At 57.7% G+C, this 20,796-nt stretch carries 17 protein-coding genes; 5 read left to right on the top strand and 12 right to left on the bottom strand.

Translation table 11 applies throughout. From position 1 onward, the window contains the following. Nucleotides 1-53: 53 nt before the first annotated feature. Nucleotides 54-1,637: a bifunctional metallophosphatase/5'-nucleotidase gene (locus tag ACXAET_RS07555; RefSeq protein WP_475183430.1), complete on the top strand. Its 1,584-nt coding sequence runs from the start codon at nucleotides 54-56 to the stop codon at nucleotides 1,635-1,637. 58 nt (nucleotides 1,638-1,695) lie between these two features. Here the strand turns inward: ACXAET_RS07555 and ACXAET_RS07550 are convergent, their stop codons facing one another. Further along, complete coding sequence (locus ACXAET_RS07550) at nucleotides 1,696-3,348, bottom strand: tetratricopeptide repeat-containing sulfotransferase family protein (RefSeq protein ID WP_475183427.1); 1,653 nt, start codon at nucleotides 3,346-3,348, stop codon at nucleotides 1,696-1,698. A gap of 55 nt (nucleotides 3,349-3,403) precedes the next feature. Here ACXAET_RS07550 and ACXAET_RS07545 point away from each other — a divergent pair, with 55 nt between their 5' ends. Together ACXAET_RS07545 and mnmH are read left to right on the top strand one after the other, a co-directional pair. Then, nucleotides 3,404-4,069, top strand: coding sequence for an SOS response-associated peptidase (locus ACXAET_RS07545; RefSeq protein ID WP_475187165.1), 666 nt, complete (start codon nucleotides 3,404-3,406; stop codon nucleotides 4,067-4,069). Between the two features lie 44 nt (nucleotides 4,070-4,113). Beyond that, nucleotides 4,114-5,166 carry a tRNA 2-selenouridine(34) synthase MnmH gene (gene mnmH, locus ACXAET_RS07540; protein ID WP_475183425.1) on the top strand — a complete coding sequence of 351 codons (1,053 nt, stop codon included), beginning with the start codon at nucleotides 4,114-4,116 and terminating at the stop codon, nucleotides 5,164-5,166. Here mnmH and selD read toward each other — a convergent pair. Genes selD through ACXAET_RS07505 form a run of 7 tightly spaced genes read right to left on the bottom strand, consistent with a single transcriptional unit; the run spans nucleotide 5,157 to nucleotide 13,244 of the window. Beyond that, nucleotides 5,157-7,316, bottom strand: coding sequence for a selenide, water dikinase SelD (gene selD, locus ACXAET_RS07535; protein WP_475183422.1), 2,160 nt, complete (start codon nucleotides 7,314-7,316; stop codon nucleotides 5,157-5,159). The genes mnmH and selD overlap by 10 nt on opposite strands. A 6-nt stretch (nucleotides 7,317-7,322) precedes the next feature. Beyond that, a complete protein-coding gene (locus tag ACXAET_RS07530; RefSeq protein WP_475183419.1) occupies nucleotides 7,323-7,709 on the bottom strand; it encodes a Na+/H+ antiporter subunit G in 387 nt (128 codons plus the stop codon). Between the two features lie 7 nt (nucleotides 7,710-7,716). Further along, entirely contained in the window at nucleotides 7,717-7,986 is a 270-nt protein-coding gene (locus ACXAET_RS07525; RefSeq protein ID WP_224889416.1) for a K+/H+ antiporter subunit F, read from the bottom strand. Beyond that, nucleotides 7,983-8,480 (bottom strand): Na+/H+ antiporter subunit E, encoded by a 498-nt coding sequence (locus ACXAET_RS07520; protein ID WP_475187162.1) that lies wholly within the window; start codon nucleotides 8,478-8,480, stop codon nucleotides 7,983-7,985. The genes ACXAET_RS07525 and ACXAET_RS07520 overlap by 4 nt, the downstream gene beginning before the upstream one ends. Further along, nucleotides 8,480-10,021: a monovalent cation/H+ antiporter subunit D gene (locus ACXAET_RS07515; protein ID WP_475183416.1), complete on the bottom strand. Its 1,542-nt coding sequence runs from the start codon at nucleotides 10,019-10,021 to the stop codon at nucleotides 8,480-8,482. The genes ACXAET_RS07520 and ACXAET_RS07515 overlap by 1 nt, the downstream gene beginning before the upstream one ends. Next, on the bottom strand, nucleotides 10,018-10,377 hold the full coding sequence (locus tag ACXAET_RS07510) for a Na+/H+ antiporter subunit C (protein ID WP_475183414.1): 360 nt from the start codon (nucleotides 10,375-10,377) through the stop codon (nucleotides 10,018-10,020). The genes ACXAET_RS07515 and ACXAET_RS07510 overlap by 4 nt, the downstream gene beginning before the upstream one ends. Further along, entirely contained in the window at nucleotides 10,377-13,244 is a 2,868-nt protein-coding gene (locus tag ACXAET_RS07505; RefSeq protein ID WP_475183412.1) for a monovalent cation/H+ antiporter subunit A, read from the bottom strand. Before ACXAET_RS07505 ends, ACXAET_RS07510 begins: the two co-directional genes overlap by 1 nt. Before the next feature lie 220 nt (nucleotides 13,245-13,464). Here ACXAET_RS07505 and ACXAET_RS07500 point away from each other — a divergent pair, with 220 nt between their 5' ends. Both ACXAET_RS07500 and ACXAET_RS07495 read left to right on the top strand, forming a co-directional pair. Continuing rightward, a complete protein-coding gene (locus ACXAET_RS07500) occupies nucleotides 13,465-13,938 on the top strand; it encodes a rhodanese-like domain-containing protein (protein WP_475183411.1) in 474 nt (157 codons plus the stop codon). Beyond that, nucleotides 13,935-14,750, top strand: coding sequence for a CE1 family esterase (locus tag ACXAET_RS07495; RefSeq protein WP_475183408.1), 816 nt, complete (start codon nucleotides 13,935-13,937; stop codon nucleotides 14,748-14,750). Before ACXAET_RS07500 ends, ACXAET_RS07495 begins: the two co-directional genes overlap by 4 nt. Here ACXAET_RS07495 and mdoH read toward each other — a convergent pair whose 3' ends face one another. The 4 genes from mdoH to ACXAET_RS07475 are packed head-to-tail and all read right to left on the bottom strand — an operon-like array spanning nucleotide 14,751 to nucleotide 20,736. Continuing rightward, nucleotides 14,751-16,619: a glucans biosynthesis glucosyltransferase MdoH gene (mdoH, locus tag ACXAET_RS07490; RefSeq protein ID WP_475183405.1), complete on the bottom strand. Its 1,869-nt coding sequence runs from the start codon at nucleotides 16,617-16,619 to the stop codon at nucleotides 14,751-14,753. Beyond that, nucleotides 16,616-18,115 (bottom strand): OpgD/OpgG family glucan biosynthesis protein, encoded by a 1,500-nt coding sequence (locus tag ACXAET_RS07485; protein ID WP_475187159.1) that lies wholly within the window; start codon nucleotides 18,113-18,115, stop codon nucleotides 16,616-16,618. Before ACXAET_RS07485 ends, mdoH begins: the two co-directional genes overlap by 4 nt. Then, nucleotides 18,112-19,329 carry an OpgC family protein gene (locus ACXAET_RS07480; RefSeq protein WP_475183402.1) on the bottom strand — a complete coding sequence of 406 codons (1,218 nt, stop codon included), beginning with the start codon at nucleotides 19,327-19,329 and terminating at the stop codon, nucleotides 18,112-18,114. The genes ACXAET_RS07485 and ACXAET_RS07480 overlap by 4 nt, the downstream gene beginning before the upstream one ends. A 36-nt stretch (nucleotides 19,330-19,365) precedes the next feature. Beyond that, a complete protein-coding gene (locus ACXAET_RS07475) occupies nucleotides 19,366-20,736 on the bottom strand; it encodes a tetratricopeptide repeat protein (protein ID WP_475183399.1) in 1,371 nt (456 codons plus the stop codon). Nucleotides 20,737-20,796 lie beyond the last annotated feature (60 nt).

The raw sequence follows: 20,796 nt of genomic DNA, 5'->3' as shown, positions 1-20,796 counted from the left end.
CTTCCTGTCAGGGCGCGCAACATCACGCCAATCAAAAAACAAGGAGTATGAAGATGTTCACCCGTTTTCTGGCGTCAGTCGCGGTTCTGGGCCTGACTGCAGGCATGGCCGCCGCCGAATACAAATTGACGATCCTGCATACCAACGATTTGCACAGTCGTATCGAATCCATCAATAAATACGATTCGACCTGTGGCGCCGAGGATGAGGCCGAGGGTAACTGCTTTGGCGGTGTTGCCCGGCTAAAAACTATGGTCGATGCCAAACGGGATGAACTGGCGGACCAGAACTATCTGCTGCTGGACGCGGGTGATCCGTTTCAAGGCTCGTTGTTCTATACAACCTACAAAGGCGCGGCTGAGGCCGAGTTTATGGACGCCATCGGCTATGACGTCATGGCGGTGGGCAACCATGAATTCGACGATGGCCCGGAAGGCCTGGCAACGTTCATAGATGCGGTCAGCTTTCCTGTAATTTCCGGCAACCTTGATCTGTCATCGTCAGCCGAGCTTAAGGGAAAGGTTGAAAACCACGTGGTGCTTGAGGTTGGCGGGCAAAGGGTCGGTATCATCTCGGCCCTGGCGACTGATACGGTCGAGACATCAAGCCCCGGCAAGGACGTTGTGTTTCAGGATGAAATCGACAGCCTGACCGCGGATGTCGAGGCGCTGCAAGCCGAAGGTGTCGGAATCATAATCGCGCTGACCCATGTGGGGCTGGCCAAAGATATCGAGATTGCCGAGAAAGTGCCGGGCCTTGATCTTGTGATTGGCGGGCATTCTCATACGCTGCTGTCCAACACCCAAGAAGGCGCGGCGGGTTCATACCCTGTCATGGTCGGCGATGTTCCCGTGGTGCAGGCCTATGCCTATTCCAAGTATCTGGGTGAGGTGACGCTGACCTTTGACGACGAGGGGAACCTGACATCGGCTGAGGGTGAGCCAATTTTGTTGGACGCGTCTGTTGAACCCAATTCCGAAGTCGCCGCACGCGTTGCCGAAATGGGTGCTCCCATTGAAGAGACGAAAAAGAGAGTTGTCGCCAGCTCTGCAGCAGCGATTGAAGGCGACCGGGCCGTGTGCCGCGTGCAAGAGTGCGAGATGGGTAATCTTGTGGCCGACGCCATGTTGGCACGGGTCGCTGACCAGGGTGTACAGCTTGCGATTGCCAACTCGGGAGGTCTGCGGGCATCGATTGACTCGGGTGAGGTGACAATGGGTGAGGTGCTGACGGTGCTTCCCTTCCAGAACACCTTGTCAACCTTTGAGATCAGCGGTCAGGGCGTGATTGACGCGCTGGAGAACGGCGTCAGCCAGGTCGAAGAGGTCAAGGGCCGCTTTCCGCAAGTTGCTGGTATGACGTTCACGTGGGACCCATCGGTTGCGCCAAACGAAGGTCGCATTACCGAGGTCATGGTGGCAGATGGTGACGGATTTGTCCCGATTGATCCGGCGGCGACCTATCTGGTGGTCACGAACAATTATGTCCGCAACGGCGGAGACGGCTATCATATGTTCGAGGGCGACGACAAAAATGCCTATGATTTCGGGCCGGACCTTGCGGATGTGACGGCGGAATATCTGGCGCAGAACGCTCCTTACCAGCCTTATGTCGATGGGCGCATCAAGCAGAAGTAAGCCCGTGCTGAGCTAAAGCAAAGGCCGCAACCTTGGTTGCGGCCTTTGTGTCTGGGGGCTACCCCAAGTCGTATTCCGGCCAGAGTGCCGGATCGAAACCGTCAAGCATGGGCTGCAGGTGTTCGGATACGCTCTGCCATCCTCCAACCGATTTGGTCGAGATTTTGTTGCGCACCTGATCGATACTGGCCGTTCGAACCTGTTTGGTGTTCTTTTCCGGGTGCATCATGGTCTCGCTCCATTCCAGATCGCAGAATGCGGCGACGTTTTGGCTGTAGGTCTTTGGATCGGCCACCAGTTTTTCATATGGAACGGTCAGAATTTGACCCGGGACAACGGCATTCCAATGGGCAATGTAACGGCGATACATATTTGCAGAATGGGCGATTGCCGACAGGTTTGAGGCATACCGCATCCCGCCAGCCGGGAACCGCCTGATCCACTTGGATAATCCCACATCGCGCGGGTCACGCAACATATTGATTATCTTTGCATTTGGGAAAGCAGACAAAAGGAAACCGATATTCTGATAGTTATGCGGCAGCTTGTCGACAAAAGCGACCGATCCGTCGGGGATCGGCGGCATCAGCTTGCGGAAATCCTCTGCGTATTTCGCGGCGTCTTCCGAACCAAAGCTTTTACCTTGCGACGTATACTCGCGGGCAAGGTCTGCCCCGATTGTTAGTTCTCCGCAGCCGGCGATATCCGGGGCCGAACTGAGCATCATTTCCATCAATGTCGTGCCTGATCGGGGTTGCCCCACGACAAACACCGGAACCGGCGCGTCGCTGATACCTGAGCTGGGAATCTGATGATCCACCGGGAACAGGTCGATGATCCTGTTGAACTTTTCCTCTTCAGCTGTGGGGTTATAGGGATTCCCCTCATGCTGAAGGGCATTGGCCTGCTCAAACGCCGGCATCGCCGCATCCATCCCGCTGATCTTCGAGATCAGATGCGCCTGTGCAAACGCCAGCTCGTGATGTTGAATCTCGCTGTTTGAGATTGCGGTTTCAACTGCGTCCAAAAGCTGTGGCGCGTCCTCTTTGGTGGCAACCGTCGACAGTTGCAGCAAGGCCGATATATGTCCCGGTTCCTTCTGCAATATACTTTGCAAGAGGTCTTTTGATCCGTTTTTGTCACCGCTTTGGTGAAGGTTCAAAGACTTTTGGAAGGCGATCTTTGTATCATCCGGGGCCAGTTCAAACGCTCGGGCGATATCGCGCGTGTTTTCCTCGACAAACCCGATCTTTGCGTATGCGCGCGCGCGCTTGGCCAGCAGTTTCACGTCATCGGGTTCATTTTCCAGCTTCTTGCTCGCATGTTCGATCATCATGCGCCAATTGTCGCCCTTGAGATGAATTTCATCCAGAACGCGATTCAGTTCCTGATTATTGGGGAACTTTTCCAGCTTTTGCTCAATATACTCCAGCGCTTTGGGAATTTGCCCTGTCTGCATCAGTGCATTGGCCAGGTTTTCCACGAATTGCGGATCGTCTGGCTTCATCCGTGACGCCTCGACGAAGTGAGGAATAGATTTCTTGTATTGTTTCATCTCGGTCAGGACAAAGCCCGAAATCGCGTGAAAATCCGAGTCATTGGGGAATTTCTTTGCGCCAAGCTGCGCTTTTTTTAACGCCTGCTGCAGCTTACCTGCGTCCAAAGCGGCTACTGCCTTGCCTTTGAGGGTTTTCGCTGTTTGATTCTGCATGAGACCCCGTGACACCTTGTGCCTTTATGAAACAACTATTGATGGTTCATTACTCATGTGCGGACGGTTTGCAATAACCCTTCCCAACGACGCGATGGCGCAGCTGTTTTCTGCGCGGCCAGCGAATACGCTGCCATCCGTTCCAAACTTCAACGTATGTCCAACAAATCAGGTCCATGTCGTGCGCGGCGGAGAGACTGGGCGCAGGCTGGACCCCCTACGCTGGGGATTTCTGCCGCATTGGTACAAGACCGAGACCGCAGGGCCATTGCTGATCAATGCACGGGCCGAAACGCTGGCGGAAAAGCCTGCATTCCGGGCCGCGTGCCGTGATCGGCGGTGTCTGATCGTGGCGACGGGGTTCTACGAATGGACCAAGACCGAACAGGGTTCGCGTCTGCCCTGGTACATTCATCGGAAAGACGGTGCGCCGATTGCCTTCGCGGGTGTCTGGCAGGATTGGGGTGCTGAAAACGCGCGCCAGGGCACCTGCGCGATCGTAACAACGCCAGCCAATCGCCATCTCAGCGCCATTCACCATCGGATGCCACTCATCCTTGAGCAGGACAACTGGCCGCTTTGGCTGGGTGAGGCTGGCAAGGGGGCCGCGCGTCTGATGAAGCCCGCGGCCGAAGATGTTCTGGATTTCTACCGCGTCGATCCGGCAGTGAACTCGAACCGGGCCAGCGGGCCTGACCTGATTGAACCGATCCCAGCCTAACGGCGCGCCTTCCTATTCTATCAATCGCAGGATAGACCGTTTGAATGGCTCTGAAATTCGCTGACCTGCAAAACCTGTATGCGCACGCGTTCGACACGGTGATCGACGTGCGCAGCCCAGCTGAGTATGCCGAAGACCATTTTCCGGGCGCGATTAACCTGCCGGTTCTGGACAACGAAGAGCGCGCGCGGGTGGGTACCATCTATGTGCAGGAAAGCCCGTTTTTGGCGCGTAAGCTGGGCGCGGCCTTGGTTTTTCGAAATGCGGCCAATCATATTGAACAAAGCCTGTCGCATCATGATGGTGGCTGGAAACCTCTGGTCTATTGCTGGCGCGGCGGGCAGCGGTCGGGGTCATTTACCTGGATGCTGCAACAGATCGGCTGGCGGGCAGAAGTGGTCGAAGGCGGCTATCGCTCGTATCGCCGTCTGGTGAAGCGATACCTTTACGACGATCCCCTGCCGCATAGGCTGGTTGCGCTGGACGGGTATACGGGTACGGCCAAGACCGACCTGTTGGGGCATCTGAAATCGCGCGATGTGCAGGTGCTTGACCTTGAAGGGCTGGCCAATCACCGTGGCTCGCTTTTGGGCGAGATGCCGGGCGGTCAGCCCAGCCAGAAGGCGTTCGAATCCGCTCTGGCCGCGGCTTTGAACACCTTAAATCCAGCGTACCCGGTGGTGGTCGAGGCCGAGTCGTCCAAGATCGGTGCGCGTATCCTGCCGCCAAGCCTGTGGACCGCATTGCGCGCCGCGCCGCGTGTCTGGATATCAGCGCCGATTGCCGCGCGCAGCGCTTACTTGGCCAGTGCTTATGACGATATCCTGTCTGATGCGGATCGGCTGCGAGAACGCCTGTCTCCGCTGCGCGCTCATCGCGGGCAAGCAGTCGTGGACGGCTGGCTTGCCCTGATCGACGCCGGGGACAAGCAGGCGCTGACGCGGGCGTTGATGGAACAGCATTACGACCTGTCATATGCAAAATCCAACTGCTCACAAAATGCAGAGAAACTTGCACAGGTGAACATACCAACCTTGGATGAGACGGGCCTGAATGACGCCGCCGCGCGGATAGGGCAATTTCTGGATCAGCTTTGAAGGCGCAGGCCAGGTTTGCTGGTTACATGGCCGATAACGCTTGCCGGATAGCCCGCGTTCCGCAGCTTTTCGCACAGCGCCTGCCCCTGTTCGGTGGCAACGGCAGCCAGCAGACCTCCGGCAGTTTGCGGGTCGAACAACAGATCAGCCTTGCCGCCCGCGGGCAGATCCGGCGCGATTGCGCGGTTATCATCAAAAATTGTGGATCTGACTCCGCGATTGGACAAGTCCAGTGCGCCGGTCATCAATGGGATCGCGTCCAGATCCAGCACAGCGCCGCAATCCGACGCCTCGCACATGCCCAGCAGATGCCCGGCAAGACCAAACCCGGTGACATCCGTCATCGCGTGCGCCCCGGCCAAAATGCGCGCCGCCTCACCCTGGGGCTGAACCATTTGCCGGAATGCGCTGGCAACCCAGGCGCCGTTTGCCTGACCTGCCATCTCAGCGGCCATCAGCACGCCGCTGCCCAGCGGCTTGGTCAGGATCAAGGCGTCGCCGGCGCGCGCGCCGGACAGTAAAATCGGATCGGTCTCGCACAGGCCGGTCAGGGTAAAGCCGATGGTCATCTCATCCCCCATCGAGCTGTGGCCACCCACGATCGCGGCCCCGGCATCGCCCATCACCTCTGCGGCGGTGGCCATGATCTCGGCCAAGGTGCGGCGCTGTAGAGCGGGCGATATGCGCGGCAGGATAATCGTTGCGGTTGCCGCTTGCGGGCTGGCACCCATGGCCCAGATATCCCCCAGCGCGTGTACGGCAGCGATACGTGTCATCAACACCGGATCATCCGTAAACCCGCGAAGATGGTCCGACGTCATAACCTGACGCGCGCCACCCGTTGTCAGCAAAGCCGCATCATCAGTGGGCAAAGGTATCACATCGCTACGCTTTGGTGAGGGCAGGGTGCCCAGAACGGATTGCAGCGTGCCGCGTCCGACCTTTGCCCCGCAGCCACCGCACATCGGTTTGTTCCCCAGCGCCTCTTGCAACCCGTCTGCATGGTGACGCGGCAAATCCGGGCGCGCCATTTCCGGCAGGTCACGGAATTTGTTCATGAAGGTCTGGTCGATATGGTTTTTCCATTTCCACATCAATGGACCGCTGAACGAGGTGCCGAACCTTTCGGCCAGCGCGGATTTACCGCCCAGCGAGATCAGCTTCAGATAGTCTTTCTGCGGCTTGTATCGCCGCATCTCCCCGGCCCCTAATGCTGTCCGCAAGTTGTGGAACAGAACCGGAGCCTCACGCACCGCATAGACCCCCGCCTTGGGGCGTGGGTTTTCCGAAAGATGCGCACAATCCCCGGCGGCAAAGATAGCGGGGTCGCTGGATTGCAGATGGCTAGTCACCCGGATGTAGCCGTCCTGTAAATCCAACCCGGTATCCGCAACCCAGTCATACGGGCGGGCACCGGCGGCACCGGTCACGAACGCAGCAGGAACCTTCTGGCCGGTTTCAAGGGTGATATCATCCTTCGCGATACGCGCAATCGATGTCTGTTCGATCACGTCTATGCCCAGATCGGTCATCGCCTGACGGATCGTTGCTGCTGCTTTGGCTTTTGTTGCTGTCAGGGCCTCGGCATTGTCGATCAGTGTTACCTGCGCTGCACGGCCCTTGGACCGCAGGGCGTGGGCCATTGCCATCACCAGCTCGACCCCCGCCACACCGCCGCCAATCACGGCAACCGAGGCGGGGCCGCTGCCATTCAGAAAATCTGCCCAGCGGGAGGCAAAAGGCCCCAGCGGTTTGGCCGGAACCGCGTGTTCGGCAAAGCCCGGCAGGGCAGGCATATCGGAGGTGATCCCCACATTGACCGCGGCCACATCAAATTCAACAGGCGGCCTTCCAGCTACGTGAACCTGTCGCCGTTCGGTATCAATGCCGTCAACTGGCCCAAGGATAACGCGCGCACCTGCAAACCGGGCCAGGCGCACCAGGTCAATGTCCAGCTCCCAGCGCTCGTAATGCCCCGCCACGAAACCGGGTAGCATCCCGGAATAGGGCGCTGTGGGGCCGGGGTTGATAACCGTTACCCGCGCACCGGGCAAGGGATTCATACCCCACTGGCGCAGCACCAACGCGTGCGTATGACCTCCGCCAATCAGAACCAGATCACGGGTCAGGGGCAGCGGAGGGTGGTGCATGAGAACTCAGGTCTTGCTGTGGTCTGGGACGTCTTCGACCTGCTCTACCGCGTGGGTGGCCCAAAACTCATCCTCGCCTGCGTTTGGCAGATCATTTGGTTTTTCATGGCGATGTATGTGCCACTTGGCAATGAACAGGGCTGTGATCGGTGCGGTCAGAAAAAGGAACAGGGTGATCAGCAACTCATGCAGAGACAGTTTGCCCTCAAGCAAGACCGAGTGGCAGATCGACGCGAGCAAAACGCCACCGACACCCAGCGTGGTCGCCTTGGTCGGTGCGTGCAGGCGCGACATCGGGTCCTTCAGCTTGATCATTCCGTACGAGCCGACAAAGCCAAAGATGCCCGAGATGACCAGAAAGAAGGCGATCAGCAGTTCAAAGATAAATTCCATGTCGCCCTCACTCGATAATATTGCCGCGCAGCATAAACCGCGCATAGGCCACGGTTGAGACAAAGCCCAGCATGGCGATGATCATGGCGGCCTCGAAAAAGACCTCGGTCCCCAAGTGAAGCCCGTAGAGGATCAAAAGAGCGATGGTGTTGATCACCATCGTGTCCAGAGCCAGAACGCGCGTGCCAACACCTTCAGCCGAAATGATCCGCCACAGGCACAGCATGATGGCTGCGCCAAAACAGGCGAAAGCAAACCAGATGGCAACATCGATCATTCGAATATCTCCTTCAGGCGACGTTCATACCGGTTTTTTATCTGGTCGCGCACCGCGTCTGTGTCGGGGGCATCCAGGCAGTGGACCAGCAGGCTGTGACCTTGCGCGGACAGATCGCAGCTGACCGTGCCAGGGGTCATGGTGATGGTTCCGGCCAGAACGGTTATCGCCTCGGGAGTGCGCAGTTCCAGCGGGATGCGAACCCAGTTGGGCTGACGGTCCGCGTCACGTTTGAACAGGATGATCCGGGCGACGGTGATGTTGGCGATTACGATATCCCAAAGGACCACCAGCATATACTCAGCAACCATCGGCCAGTTGCGCAGCTTGGGGCGATCGGGCCAATAGGGCTGCGTGATGAATGGAATGATGATCCCCAAAAGCAGGCCAAACACGACCGAGTTCAATGACCCGTTATTGGCCAGCAAAACCCACACGACTGTCAGCAGGAAGGTCAGGTGAGGGTGTGGGAAAATCCGGTGCAGAAGTCTCATCATTCTTCTCCTCCCAGAACGGCCGAAATATAGTCTTCGGGTGTGAATAGTTGCTCGGCTGTTTTTCCAGCGTAGTTCAATGCAGGACCAGCGAACAGGGTCAGCATCACAAGGCCAAGAACCGCGCCGAACACGGCTGTAAAGGCCAATCCGGGGTTTTGCTCGGGCGCGGCAGCGACAAGGGCGTCTTCACCTTCTACTTTAGGGACCGGATTGTATTGGGCATCGTGGCTTTTCCAGAAAATCATAGTGCCTGCACGTGCCAAGCCGACGATGGTGATGAACGAACCAATGAGGATCACAGCCCAAATCGCACCCGCATCGGGAGCGTCTCGGGCAGCGTCCAGCACAAGCAGTTTGCCTATGAAGCCTGACAGCGGCGGCATGCCCGCCAACGCGATTGCGCCGACGAAAAACAAGGCTGAGATAAGCCCGCTTTGCGGCATCGGAGCCTTTGGTTCAATGGCGCCGCCCTGACGCTCCATAACCAGATCGGCCACAAGAAACAGCAACGCCGTCGCAAGTGTCGAATGAAAGATGTAATACAATGCAGCCGCGGTGGCGGTTTCCGTAAACAAGGAGATCGCGATCAGCAGGGTTCCCATCGAAGTGATGGCGCAAAACGCCACCATCCGTGCAATATGCTGCGCACCAAGGATACTGATTGCTCCGACAGCAAGTGTGAGCAGAGCGGCGGGTTGCAGCCATGTTCCGACAAGACCCTGGGTCGCTTCGACCTCTGGACCGAACCCCAGCGTATACATCCGCACGATGGAATACGCGCCCACCTTGGTCATGATTGCAAACAGCGCGGCCACCGGCAGAGGTGCGTTTGCGTAGCTGGCTGGCAGCCAGAAGTGCAGCGGTAGTACAGCGGCCTTGATGCAGAACACCAGCAGCAAAAGCACCGCACCCACACGCAGCAAAGCGGTATCCTCGGCAGGCAGTTCCGCCACGCGAACCGCCATATCCGCCATGTTCAGCGTGCCGGTGACACCGTAAAGTACACCAAGCGCAAACAGAAACAGGGTCGAGCCAATCAGGTTGTAAACAACGTACTGTACTCCGGCTTTTAACCGAACCGAGCCGCCACCGTGGGTCATCAGCCCGTAAGAGGCAATCAGCAACACCTCGAAAAACACGAACAGGTTGAAGGCGTCGCCGGTCAGGAAGGCACCACAGACGCCCATAAGCTGAAAGTGGAACAACGCGTGAAAGTGTTTGCCACGATCATCCCATCCTGATGCGATAGCATAGAGAACAATGGGCAAAGCTATCAGCGCAGTTAACAAGACCATCATGGCTGACAGGCGGTCCAGCACCATAACGATGCCGAACGGTGCGGGCCAATTACCCAGCTCATAGACCAGAATATCGCCGCCCGCGGCCTGCGCGGTGATGGTCAGCGCGATACCCAGCAAGGCCACAACGCCCGCGACCGAGAAGATGCGCTGCAGGTCAAGGTGGTACCGCAACACCATGATAATGAACGGAGCCAGGATCGCGGGCAGGACGATCGGCGCAACGATCCAGTGGTTCATGCGTCTTCTCCCCGCGCGTCCACGCTGTCTTGAGCAGTCATGTCGATATGGTCATCTTTCGAGGACAGATAGGCAGACAGCGCGACCATCACGACCACAGCCGTCATTCCAAAAGAAATAACGATTGCCGTAAGGACCAGCGCTTGCGGAAGAGGATCGGTATAGGGAACCTCTTCGTATTTGTTCAGAACGGCGGGCGCATCCAGCGCAAGACGTCCGGTGGCAAACAGGAAGACATTCACGGCGTATGTGACAAGTGACAGCCCCAGGATCACCGGGAATGTGCGGCGACGCAGGATCAGGAAAATCCCCGCAGCGGTCATGACGCCTACGGCAGAGGCAACGAGCGCTTCCATCAGGCCTGCTCCTTCATTTCGTCTTCTTTAGGGTCGTTCCGCAGCGGGTTGATATCCATTGGGAACTCTTGTGCCATTCCGGGTTGCCATGCCAGCCGCGAAAGGCTGTCAAGCGCCAACATCACCGCGCCCAGCACGGCAAGAAATACACCAGTGTCAAACAGCAGTGCGGTAGCCCATTCGAACTCTTCCAGCGGCGGCCAGTTGATATAGCCGAAATCGCTGGTCAGGAACGGGCGTTCGTTGAACCATGCCCCGATACCGGTCGCAGCTGCGATAAGAACACCCCAGCCAATGGTGCCGTGGTAGAAAAACCGTTGCCTCTCAATCGCCCAGGTATAGCCGCTGGCCATATATTGCATCAGGAATGCGATTGCGACGACAAGTCCGGCGATAAAGCCACCACCCGGCTGGTTGTGGCCGCGGAAAAAGATATAGGCGCCAACCATCAGGGCGATCGGCATCATCACCCGGGTCGCCACAACCATCATCAGGGGATGTGAATCCCCTGACTGCGGCCAGTGCGGCTTGCGGTTCAGCAAGTAGGCGCGAACATTTGTGCTTAGAACGGACTCGGTCAGGGCAAAAATGATCAGGGCGGCAATGCCCAGAACAATGATCTCGCCAAAGGTGTCAAAACCCCGGAAGTCCACAAGGATCACGTTGACGACGTTGGTGCCACCGCCCCCTTTGTACGAGTTTGCCAGATGAAAGTCCGAGATCGTTGGGAAAGCAAAATCCCTCAGCATCACGGCATAGATCAAGGCCCCGGTGCCGACGCCTGCTACAACCGAGATCGCCGCATCACGCCAGCGACGCGCCGGGCTGCTGTCCCGCGGGGTATCTGTGGGCAGGAAATTCAGCGACAGCAGCAGCAGGATCATCGTGACCACTTCGACCGAAATCTGTGTCAGTGCAAGATCTGGTGCCGACAGGTAGTTGAACGCCATAGAAACGATCAACCCGACCACACCGATCAGGACCAGCGCCAACAGGCGGTTGCGGTGGAACCACATGATCGCCAACGTCGCTCCGACCAGACATATCCAGCCGATGATTGGAATAACTGGCGCGGGCAGCGGCTCACGCGTTACCGGGCCAATTGTGCCGGATGTGTAGGCGTAATATCCAAGCCCAACAGTGAACGCGACAACGATAATGGCATATCGGCTGAGCACGCCGTTATGCAGCGTGTCAGTGATCCAACGGCTGAGCGCGGTCAGCGCGCCAATGATGGCCTCAAAGATAACCTTGGCTTCGGGTCGGGGCAGAGCGTTCCACAGAGCATTGCCTTGGCGATACAGGGACAGCAGGAACAGACCTCCGACAACGGCCACGACCGACATGTAAAGCGCCGGGGTAAAGCCGTGCCACAGTTTCAGCGAGTAGTAAGGCAGTTCCGCCCCGCCAAGCACGGCGCTGGAGACTACTGCAACCAGCGGTCCTACGATGGCCGCCGAATACAGTCCGATCAGAACAACCAGCACCACCAGGAAAGCCGGGGCCAGCCACAGGCCAACAGGCGGATCATGCGGATGATGGGGGTAATCGGTGCGTTCCGGCCCAAGGAAGACGTGGCTGACAAAGCGGAAGGAATATGCCGCTGAGAACAATGCTGACACCAACGCCAGCCCTGGAACCAGATACGGCGAGTTGACCCACGTGGTACGTACCGTCTCTTCCAGCATCATTTCTTTGGATAGGAACCCGTTCAGTGGTGGCAGACCAGCCATGGACAAGGCGGCAATGGTGCCGATCGTGAAGGTTATCGGCATCAGGTGGCGCAGCCCGCCCAGACGTTTGATGTCTCGGGTACCCGTCTCGTGATCCACGATCCCGGCAGTCATGAACAGCGCGGCTTTGAAGGTTGCATGGTTGATGATGTGGAACACAGCCGCCACAACGGCGAACTTGGTGCCAAAACCCAGCAGCATCGTCACAAGGCCCAGATGCGATACCGTCGAGAACGCCAGCAGCGCCTTAAGGTCATCTTTGAACAGGGCAATGCATGCGCCCAGCAGCATGGTGATCAAGCCTGTGGTTGCCACGATGTAGAACCAAGCGTCCGTCCCAGCCAGAACCGGCCACATCCGCGCCATCAGGAACAGCCCGGCCTTCACCATCGTTGCCGAGTGGAGATAGGCCGAAACTGGCGTTGGTGCCGCCATCGCGTGTGGCAGCCAGAAGTGGAACGGGAACTGCGCGGATTTTGTAAAGCAGCCCAACAGGATCAGGATCAAGGCCGGTAGATAATATGGCGATGCCTGAATCAGGTCCTTGTTCTGCAAAATGACGCTCAGGTCATATGACCCTGCGATGTTGCCCAGGATCAGCATGCCGGCAATCATCGCCAACCCGCCGCCACCGGTTACGGCCAACGCCATTCGCGCGCCTTGCCGCCCTTCAGGCAGATGCTTCCAATAGCCGATCAACAGGAATGAGCTGAGCGAGGTAAGCTCCCAGAAAATAAGTAAAAGAAGAATATTGTCCGACAGAACAATCCCGACCATCGCGCCCTGGAACAAAAGCAAATAGGTGTAGAACTGCCCCATCGGGTCTTCACGTGACAGGTAGAACCGGGCGTACAGGATAATCAGCAATCCGATCCCGAGGATCAGCAGAGCGAACAGAAACCCAAGACCGTCCAGCATAAAATTCGCGTTCAGTCCCAGCGCGGGTATCCATTCGAACCGCGCGGTCACGACATCGCCGCGCATGACGGACGGTATGTGGATCAACAGACCCATAAGAGCCAGAAAGGTCGTCAGCCCCGCGGCCGAGGCTGCTGCGTTTCGACCTGCCCGGATCAGCAGGGCTGGTAGTACAGCTCCGAGGAAGGGAAGGGCCGCGATAAGGAATAGGGACAACTGCGATACTCCGGGGCTGTGCGGTCAATGTTATAGATTTAGAATGGATAATTTAATGACTGTTCAGAAAATGCAAGGTTTCGACCTACTCTAAAAGATACATATTGGTTGCATTATAGCTGCGCTACAATGACGCGAACTTGATCCATGGGCCGAATTTCAGCACAGCGCAAAGCTCAGTGTCGTGGTAAAACGTCCCATCGGCGTAAAAGGGTACCGCATGACGGGTAAGGTAAATCGATCTCGAAGGTGGGTTTTGCTGGGGGCAGGGACACTGATCGCCGGTGGATTTGCTGTTCGGGAGTACCGTCTGATCCCGCCTGATTATGCTGGTGGTACGATAAGCGTGGAAAATGCGCACGCACAGGCGATCTCTGGCGATATTCTCTTGGTCGATATCCGCACGCCACGCGAATGGCAGGCCACTGGCGTCGGACAGGGGGCGCATCCGCTGGACATGCGCCGCGATGATTTTGTACAGGCGTTGGCGCAACTGACGGACGGAAACCGGGGTGCCAAGGTTGCGCTGATCTGCGCGCGCGGGGTTCGGTCTGCCAGGCTGAGCAACAGGTTGACCGAGGCAGGATTCACAAACGTAATCGATGTGCCAGAAGGCATGCTAGGGTCGGCGGCGGGGCCGGGATGGGTGCGGGCTGGGTTACCCGTCCAACACGAGGCAGGGGAATGGGGATGATCCGGACACTTACTACGGCTGTGATACTGGCACTGACCGGACAAGCAGGTCTTGCCGCTTGCGCGGATCGCGAGGGCATGTGTGAAACCGCCTCAGGTGGCTATCACATCGAACTGCCCAACGCAGAGAATCCGCCGCTCTTGGTGTTCTTGCACGGGTATGGCGGATCAGCCAAAGGAGTTTTGAAAAACCGTAATATGGTTGAGCCGCTGCTGGCGCGGGGCTATGCGGTGATGGCGCCCGAGGGGTCAGACCGCAATGGCCGCCAAAGCTGGAATTTCTTTCCAGGCTGGGACGGGCGCGACGAAACCGCCTTTTTGACCGAAGCTGTGCAGGATGCTTCAGACCGGTTTGGGGTGGATGCAGACCGGGTGGTCTTGGGCGGGTTTTCGGCTGGTGCCTTCATGGTCTACTATCTTGCCTGCGCGTTACCGGATACGTTTTCGGCCTATGTGCCCGTTTCAGGGGGATTCTGGCGCCCGCAACCCGAAAGCTGCAGCGGCCCGGTTCGGATGTTTCATACTCATGGCTGGACGGACAACGTTGTACCGTTAGAAGGCCGCATCTTAGGTGGTGGCCGATTTCATCAAGGCGATATTTTCGCAGGTCTGGAAATCTGGCGGGTCGCCAACGAATGTGTCGATACCAAACCAAGCGGGTTTTCAGTCACCGGCCAGTTTATGCGCCGCTATTGGAGCGGGTGCAGCGACGGCAGCATGCTGGAACTCGCGCTGTTCCCCGGCGGACATACTGTGCCAAAGGGATGGGCTGACATGATGGTGGACTGGTACGAGGGTCTGCCGGGTGGCTAATCACTCGGCAGCGGTCATGACACCTTTGCCTTCGATAAACCGCTTCAACTCATTCCGGTGTCGCCGGGCCATTCGAGTAATGGCTGGTTCTTGAAAATCCTCTTTCATCCCGACCATGCGCCGCGCGGCACTCGCCGAAACGCCACTTAGCGCGGATAAGGGAATTGCCAGTGCAAGACTGATGGCAATCGGGGCCAGCCATATCGATACGAGGCCTGACAGAATACCAACGCTCAGGGCAAATCCGCTGATCGTTTCCAGCGCATGACACAAGATCAAGGTCCGTAGGCTGTAGCTGCCGCCGTCGCGCATCTGAGGGGACCAGCCGTTCTGAATGCCCAAAACGGTACGGAACACCGCGATCATCTGCTGTACCATCAGGATGGGCGCATAGAGGATCGACAAGATCACCTCGGCCAGGAACGAGGTCAGGAATTTGGAGCGGCCACCAAATTCCGCATAGTGCACACCGCTGAGAGGCAGGGCCAAAACGCCAAGGATCTTTGGTGCCAGCAGCATCGCATACATGACCAGGATAATCAGAACGTGCCGCGTCTCTGACATTTCAGGCCATTGCGGGAACAACGGGTTGTCGGGGCTGAAGTAATGCAGAACCGAAGCATCCTCCCCCTGTCCAATCAGGGCCCACATCACCAGCAGCGCAAACCAAAGCGGCGACATAAGGTAACCCACTGCACCATGGAACATGTGGAACCGGGACACCGCGCGGAAACCGGTTGCGCCAAGCAATTTCAGATGCTGAAGGTTGCCCTGACACCAACGACGGTCGCGCAAAGCGTGGTCGATCAGCGTTGGTGGTGTTTCCTCGTAAGAACCACGAATTCGCGGCAGGAACCGAACACCCCAACCCGCACGGCGCAGCAAGCCCGCCTCGACAAAATCATGGCTCATGATCAGTTTTTCCTGACCGTTGAACGTACGAAGCTTGGGCAGACCGGCGCTTGAGGCAAAAGCCTTTGTGCGGATGATCGCGTTGTGGCCCCAGTAGTTGCCTTCTTGGCCACACCAGCGGGCCAGACCTTCAGCGAACGCAATACCATAGACGCCGTTGGCAAACTGTTGCATCCGGGCAAAGACAGATTGCGCACCGATCAATTGCGGATAGCTTTGGATCAATCCCGCACCGGGGTCGCGGGCCAGCGCATCCGTCAAACGCAGGATGGCGCGACCGGTCATCAGGCTGTCGGCATCCAGCACCAGCATCGCGTCCCAGTCGGCACCCCAATGGTTGACCCAGTCAGAGATGTTACCGACCTTGCGGTCCGTATTCTCGGCACGACGACGGTAATAGAGTTCCAGACCGGGGGCGAGGGTGGTGCGCAATGCCTCGATACTGGCCTGTTCCTGCGCCGCGATTTCGGGGTCACGGGTGTCCGACAGGATAAACATGGCATAGTGGTGCTGTCCGCCCCGTGACTGCAAGTCCTCAAGCATTGTACGGGCGTTGCCCAGCACGTTCCACGGCACCTCGTTGTATACCGGCATCAACAGCGCAACGCGCAGAGGTTGCGGGCGGCTTGCGCGTCTGGGCTGTTCTTGCCGTGACAAGGACAACATGCCCAGCAGCACGGTGCAGACGGTAAAAGAAATCCAGAAGAAATTGAATGAGATCAATGCCAATAGGATGGCTTCGATCAGGTTGATGCCTTCGGCGCCGAACCAGTCGGTCATGACCCACAGCAGGCCCAGTGTGGCCGTCATAGCAGGCGAAAACGCCAGTGCGCGCCAAAACCCGGCTGAGGGGCGATCCCCGTTAGGCACCTGCGCATCCGTAAAGCCCGCGCTGAAGTTCTGCGCAGGCATAGGCAGCGGAGCCTTAGGTGGCATGATATGCAGGTCGCGTGTCATGTGGTCCAACGATAAAGCCAGACCTCTGAGGCCGGCTCTTTGTCTTTCAAAAGCTGCGCGCGCAATTCCACGTGGTCCCGGTCGCCCGGCTTGAACGAAAATGCCAGCCGCAACCCGCCCGTGTCAGGGTTCCGCTGCAGAACGCCCTCGGACGTCTCGGCATGTGGCGAATCCACGAAAATGGTCATTGCCTCGGGGTCTTCGAATAGGTCAGAGGCCTCAAAGTCGATGACAGCCAGACGTCCTTCGCCGAACGTATTCTCGCCCATTGCGGTGTTGATGACGCGCGGCATTGGTGTCCGCTGCGGTTCTTCACCCCAGATCAGGCGGTAGGACAGATCGACCTGACTGCCGGCTGCATAGGGTTCAGAGGGCCGCCAATAGGAGACGATATTGTCATAGATCTCCTGATCTGCCGGAATCTCGACCAGTGTGACAGTGCCTTTGCCCCAGTCACCATTGGGTTCGACCCACAGGCCGGGGCGCTTGTGGTAATTCGCCTCAAGATCCGCGTAGTCCGAGAATGCGCGTTTGCGCTGCATCAGGCCAAATCCGCGCGGGTTTGTATCGACGAATGACGAAATCTGCAGCCGTATCGGATTCGCCAGTGGCCGCCAAAGCACTTCTCCGGCACCATTTCGTATCAGCAGTCCGTCACTGTCGTGAACGGCTGGACGGAAATCGTCAAACCGGCTGTGGTTGGTCTGATCGAACAGGAACATCGACGTGCCCGGTGCGATGCCGACATGCGTCAGATCTTCGCGCGGGAAAAGCGTGGCTTCGATATCCATTACGCAATCCGCGCCTGCCGTGACGTTGAACCGGTAGGCACCGGTCACGCTGGGGCTGTCCATCAGCGCGTGAACCACCATATTGCGCTGTCCGGGCTTCGGGCGTTCCAGCCAAAAGCGGATGAATTCGGGAAACTCCTCGCCATCGGGATCGCCGGTCTTTAAGGCAAGGCCGCGGGCGGACAGCCCATACACCTCATGCAGGCCAATCGCCCGGAAATAGCTGGCACCTTGCCACACACAGAACTCATCGGTTTTACCGGGGCGATGCATTTCAGTTCGCAGGCGCAGACCGGAAAAGCCCAGCGTGTCGTCTATCGGCAGCTCTGGAACCTCTTCGGATTTGTCGAACATCCCCAGATCGAAAGCGACCGGAGCGGCCACACCGTTTTCGACCGTCAGGACCTTAACCGTGCGCGGGAAGTACAGGCCGGGCGTGAAGAAATCGACGTTGAACGGCGTGTCGGTTTCGTACCAAAGCGCACGGTCCAGCCGGAACCGGATCGAGCGGTATTGCTGATAGGTCAGGTCCAGCCATTCCTGCGGCACCATCTCGCGTTCAGTGTAGCGGCGGCTTGCCAGATCGCGGGCCATCTCGATGACAGCATTACGGTCAAAAGGAGTTTCTCCGCCAGAGGCAAACGTGGCCGGGGCGAAAGCAAGCGCCGAAGTCGAGGCCAGAAATGCGCGACGTGTCAGGTTCATTTCTTTGTCTTCCATGGATGTGACTTGAACCAAGCTGCCATGTATGCCACGCCGATGATCATCGCAAAGCCAATCATGTTGGCGATAAAGACACTGGCAACATTCCGCCCACTCAGGTCCAGACCCACGCCGATAAGTCGCGCTGCTGCCATGGAAAATACGAACACGGCCAGCGATTGCTGCCCAACCTTTGTTATAACGGTCAGCAGGAATTGCCAGATCTTCGCAGCCGCGCCTTGACCGGTTGCAATCAAACGGTGCCCATGCTCACCCGCCGCAACCCAACCCAGGTAGGCCAAGGACAAGAAGTGAATGTAACGGAACAGGCCAAAATCTGTCTTGTCCCGGAATTCCTTGGTGACGGGCCAGACTTTGCGTATTTGATCGGCCAAGTCGGGGGCGGCTGCGTTGATCCACGTAAAGACTTTCCACGACCCAAATGGCATCGAGAAAATCAGGAACAAAGCAGCCGCCCAAATAAGCGTCTTTGACACAGGTGGGGCCGGGATCCAGCCGCGCATGAAGGCGAACCCGGTGAAGAACAGCAATTGCCAGCCAAACGGGTTAAAGAACCACTGGCGGTCCGACCACGGCTCAGCCGGCAACGCAAGCACACCGGTCTGAGCGACCAACCAGATCGCGACAGACGTCGCAGCCACGGCCCAGAACCCAATACGAGACAATCCCATGAACAAGGGCATCATCGCCAGAACAACAAGGTACATCGGCAAGATGTCAAAGTAATTCGGCACATAGGTCAGCGTGAACAGCCCAACAATCTGAGGAGCAGGATCGTTGAAAAAATGCTGTAGGTTCAGCGAAGAAACATATGTTTTATCAAAGAAACCCGACTGATCCAGTGCGGCCATGCTCATGGCGACAAAGAAGAACAGGCAAATATGCGCCCAGTAGACCTGCCAGGTGCGGAAGGCTACGCGGGCCGTGCCCATCCACCACCCTTTCCGCGCAAACGCGCCGCCGAATGCTATGGCCGACGCCATTCCTGAACAGAACACGAAAATCTCGGTCGCGTCCGAAAAGCCGAACCGTGCCGGAATCCACTTTGCCCACGGATCATTTGGAATATGCGCGATCAGGATGATGAACATCGCGATGCCGCGATAGAAATCCAAACGCGGGTCGCGCACGCGGACGGGCGCAGCTGCCGAAGCAGTCACAGGCGCAAAATCAGAAGCGGGCGATGCAGTCGCCATGCGTGGTCTGTCCTTCATTAGTCTTTTTTTGTTTTGTTATTCTGCCGGGACGCTCTGTGCGTCGCGGTTGTCGCGGGCCGCATCGATCAATGCGCGGCGCGCCAGAGCAAAGTTATCCTCGCCGCCAGCCCGTTTCGTGCGACGATCGTCCAGGATGCGCTCGACAGCATCCAGACGGCCCGCGCGCAGGCCCGAGTCAATTGTGATGCGCTCGAAAACATCACGTTGAGCGTGGCTGCCACCTGCCAGTTGCATGCCATTGCGCGCGCTTGATAAAAAGTCGAACGCTGCACCATAAAGGCCTTCACCAAAGGCCTCAAGCCCCTTAGCTGCTGCAATACCCGGGTCGGACATGCGGATCGGCGTGTCCCCTTGATTGCGTTGCGCGTCTTTTTGAATGCGCTGCAGTATTTTGCTCGTTGCCTCAGCACGATTGTCACCGGTCAAAGCCAGCAAATAGTGCAGATCGGCAAAGATCAGGCAGCCGTCTTCGGTTCGCGACGCGCTGAGGTCGGCAAGTTCTTCCCAGCGGTTACCGACATCGACGCCTTCCAGCTCAAGCCGCGACAGCAATGAAGTTGCGTTCGAAATATCGCGGTAATCGTCGGTTTTATCCTGCCGGATGTAGTTGTCGTACAACTCCATCACATGATCGACCTGACCCAGGTCCAGATGCATCAATGCCTTGTGCCACCAGACATGATAGCGAAAGTTGTTGCAATGCGTCCAAGCCTCTTCGCGGCCGGCCAGCCAATCCAGACCAAGCTGAGCGTTACCTTTCATTTCATGGACATGGGCCACCGCATGCAAGCCCCATGCATCGTCCGAAACCATCCAAAGCGCCTGACGTCCGGCAATCTCGGCTTGCTCGTAGGCGCCGGTTTCTTCCAGTGCGAAAGCGTGACAGCCCAGCAGGTAACCGCGTCCGGCATGGTTGGGCTCATAGGTTGGCAAAACGCGCTCAATCGACCGCCGCATCCCGGCCGCGTCACCCAGAACAAAACGCGTTGCATGGCTGAGCTTCATCGCCAAGGTGTCCTGAGGGTGAGCACGCAGGATTTCTTCGAATTTCTGGATGGCTTGCGATGGTAAATCCGCAAGATACAGTTCAAGTGCCTGCACGTAGAGGTTCTCGCGCGTCGAGACCGGTTGCTTTTCCATCGCGGCCTTGGCCGCCGCCAGAGCATCGACCGCAACTGCCGTCATCTCACGCCGTCCCAACAGAACCATAAACAGGCCTTTGATCGCGTGACCCAAGGCAAAGTCGGGCTCAAGTTCCAGCACCTTGCCCAGATGCTGGGGGGTGCTGGCCGAATGCGCCATGAACCCAAGCAGAACACCATCCCACGCCTCGACGCTGGCCGGATGGCTGAGGGTGTTCATCTGTCCGAAAACATCTTGTTTCATGCGTTTGGTCCGATCCATTCAAGCAAGAGCATCTGTTCTAACTGATGTAGCAGAGACTCC

This window comes from Ruegeria sp. AWH4_226, assembly GCF_056159225.1.
Note: the sequence above shows the minus strand (reverse complement) of the source record. Positions and strands in the feature narration are given on the sequence as shown.

Excerpts from the sequence above, each read along its gene's own strand:
- ACXAET_RS07555 (WP_475183430.1), top strand. The coding sequence starts at position 54 with ATGTTCACCCGTTTTCTGGCGTCAGTCGCGGTTCTGGGCCTGACTGCA.
- ACXAET_RS07550 (WP_475183427.1), bottom strand. The coding sequence starts at position 3,348 with ATGCAGAATCAAACAGCGAAAACCCTCAAAGGCAAGGCAGTAGCCGCT.
- ACXAET_RS07545 (WP_475187165.1), top strand. The coding sequence starts at position 3,404 with ATGTGCGGACGGTTTGCAATAACCCTTCCCAACGACGCGATGGCGCAG.
- mnmH (WP_475183425.1), top strand. The coding sequence starts at position 4,114 with ATGGCTCTGAAATTCGCTGACCTGCAAAACCTGTATGCGCACGCGTTC.
- selD (WP_475183422.1), bottom strand. The coding sequence starts at position 7,316 with ATGCACCACCCTCCGCTGCCCCTGACCCGTGATCTGGTTCTGATTGGC.
- ACXAET_RS07530 (WP_475183419.1), bottom strand. The coding sequence starts at position 7,709 with ATGGAATTTATCTTTGAACTGCTGATCGCCTTCTTTCTGGTCATCTCG.
- ACXAET_RS07525 (WP_224889416.1), bottom strand. The coding sequence starts at position 7,986 with ATGATCGATGTTGCCATCTGGTTTGCTTTCGCCTGTTTTGGCGCAGCC.
- ACXAET_RS07520 (WP_475187162.1), bottom strand. The coding sequence starts at position 8,480 with ATGAGACTTCTGCACCGGATTTTCCCACACCCTCACCTGACCTTCCTG.
- ACXAET_RS07515 (WP_475183416.1), bottom strand. The coding sequence starts at position 10,021 with ATGAACCACTGGATCGTTGCGCCGATCGTCCTGCCCGCGATCCTGGCT.
- ACXAET_RS07510 (WP_475183414.1), bottom strand. The coding sequence starts at position 10,377 with ATGGAAGCGCTCGTTGCCTCTGCCGTAGGCGTCATGACCGCTGCGGGG.
- ACXAET_RS07500 (WP_475183411.1), top strand. The coding sequence starts at position 13,465 with ATGACGGGTAAGGTAAATCGATCTCGAAGGTGGGTTTTGCTGGGGGCA.
- ACXAET_RS07495 (WP_475183408.1), top strand. The coding sequence starts at position 13,935 with ATGATCCGGACACTTACTACGGCTGTGATACTGGCACTGACCGGACAA.
- mdoH (WP_475183405.1), bottom strand. The coding sequence starts at position 16,619 with ATGACACGCGACCTGCATATCATGCCACCTAAGGCTCCGCTGCCTATG.
- ACXAET_RS07485 (WP_475187159.1), bottom strand. The coding sequence starts at position 18,115 with ATGAACCTGACACGTCGCGCATTTCTGGCCTCGACTTCGGCGCTTGCT.
- ACXAET_RS07480 (WP_475183402.1), bottom strand. The coding sequence starts at position 19,329 with ATGGCGACTGCATCGCCCGCTTCTGATTTTGCGCCTGTGACTGCTTCG.
- ACXAET_RS07475 (WP_475183399.1), bottom strand. The coding sequence starts at position 20,736 with ATGAAACAAGATGTTTTCGGACAGATGAACACCCTCAGCCATCCGGCC.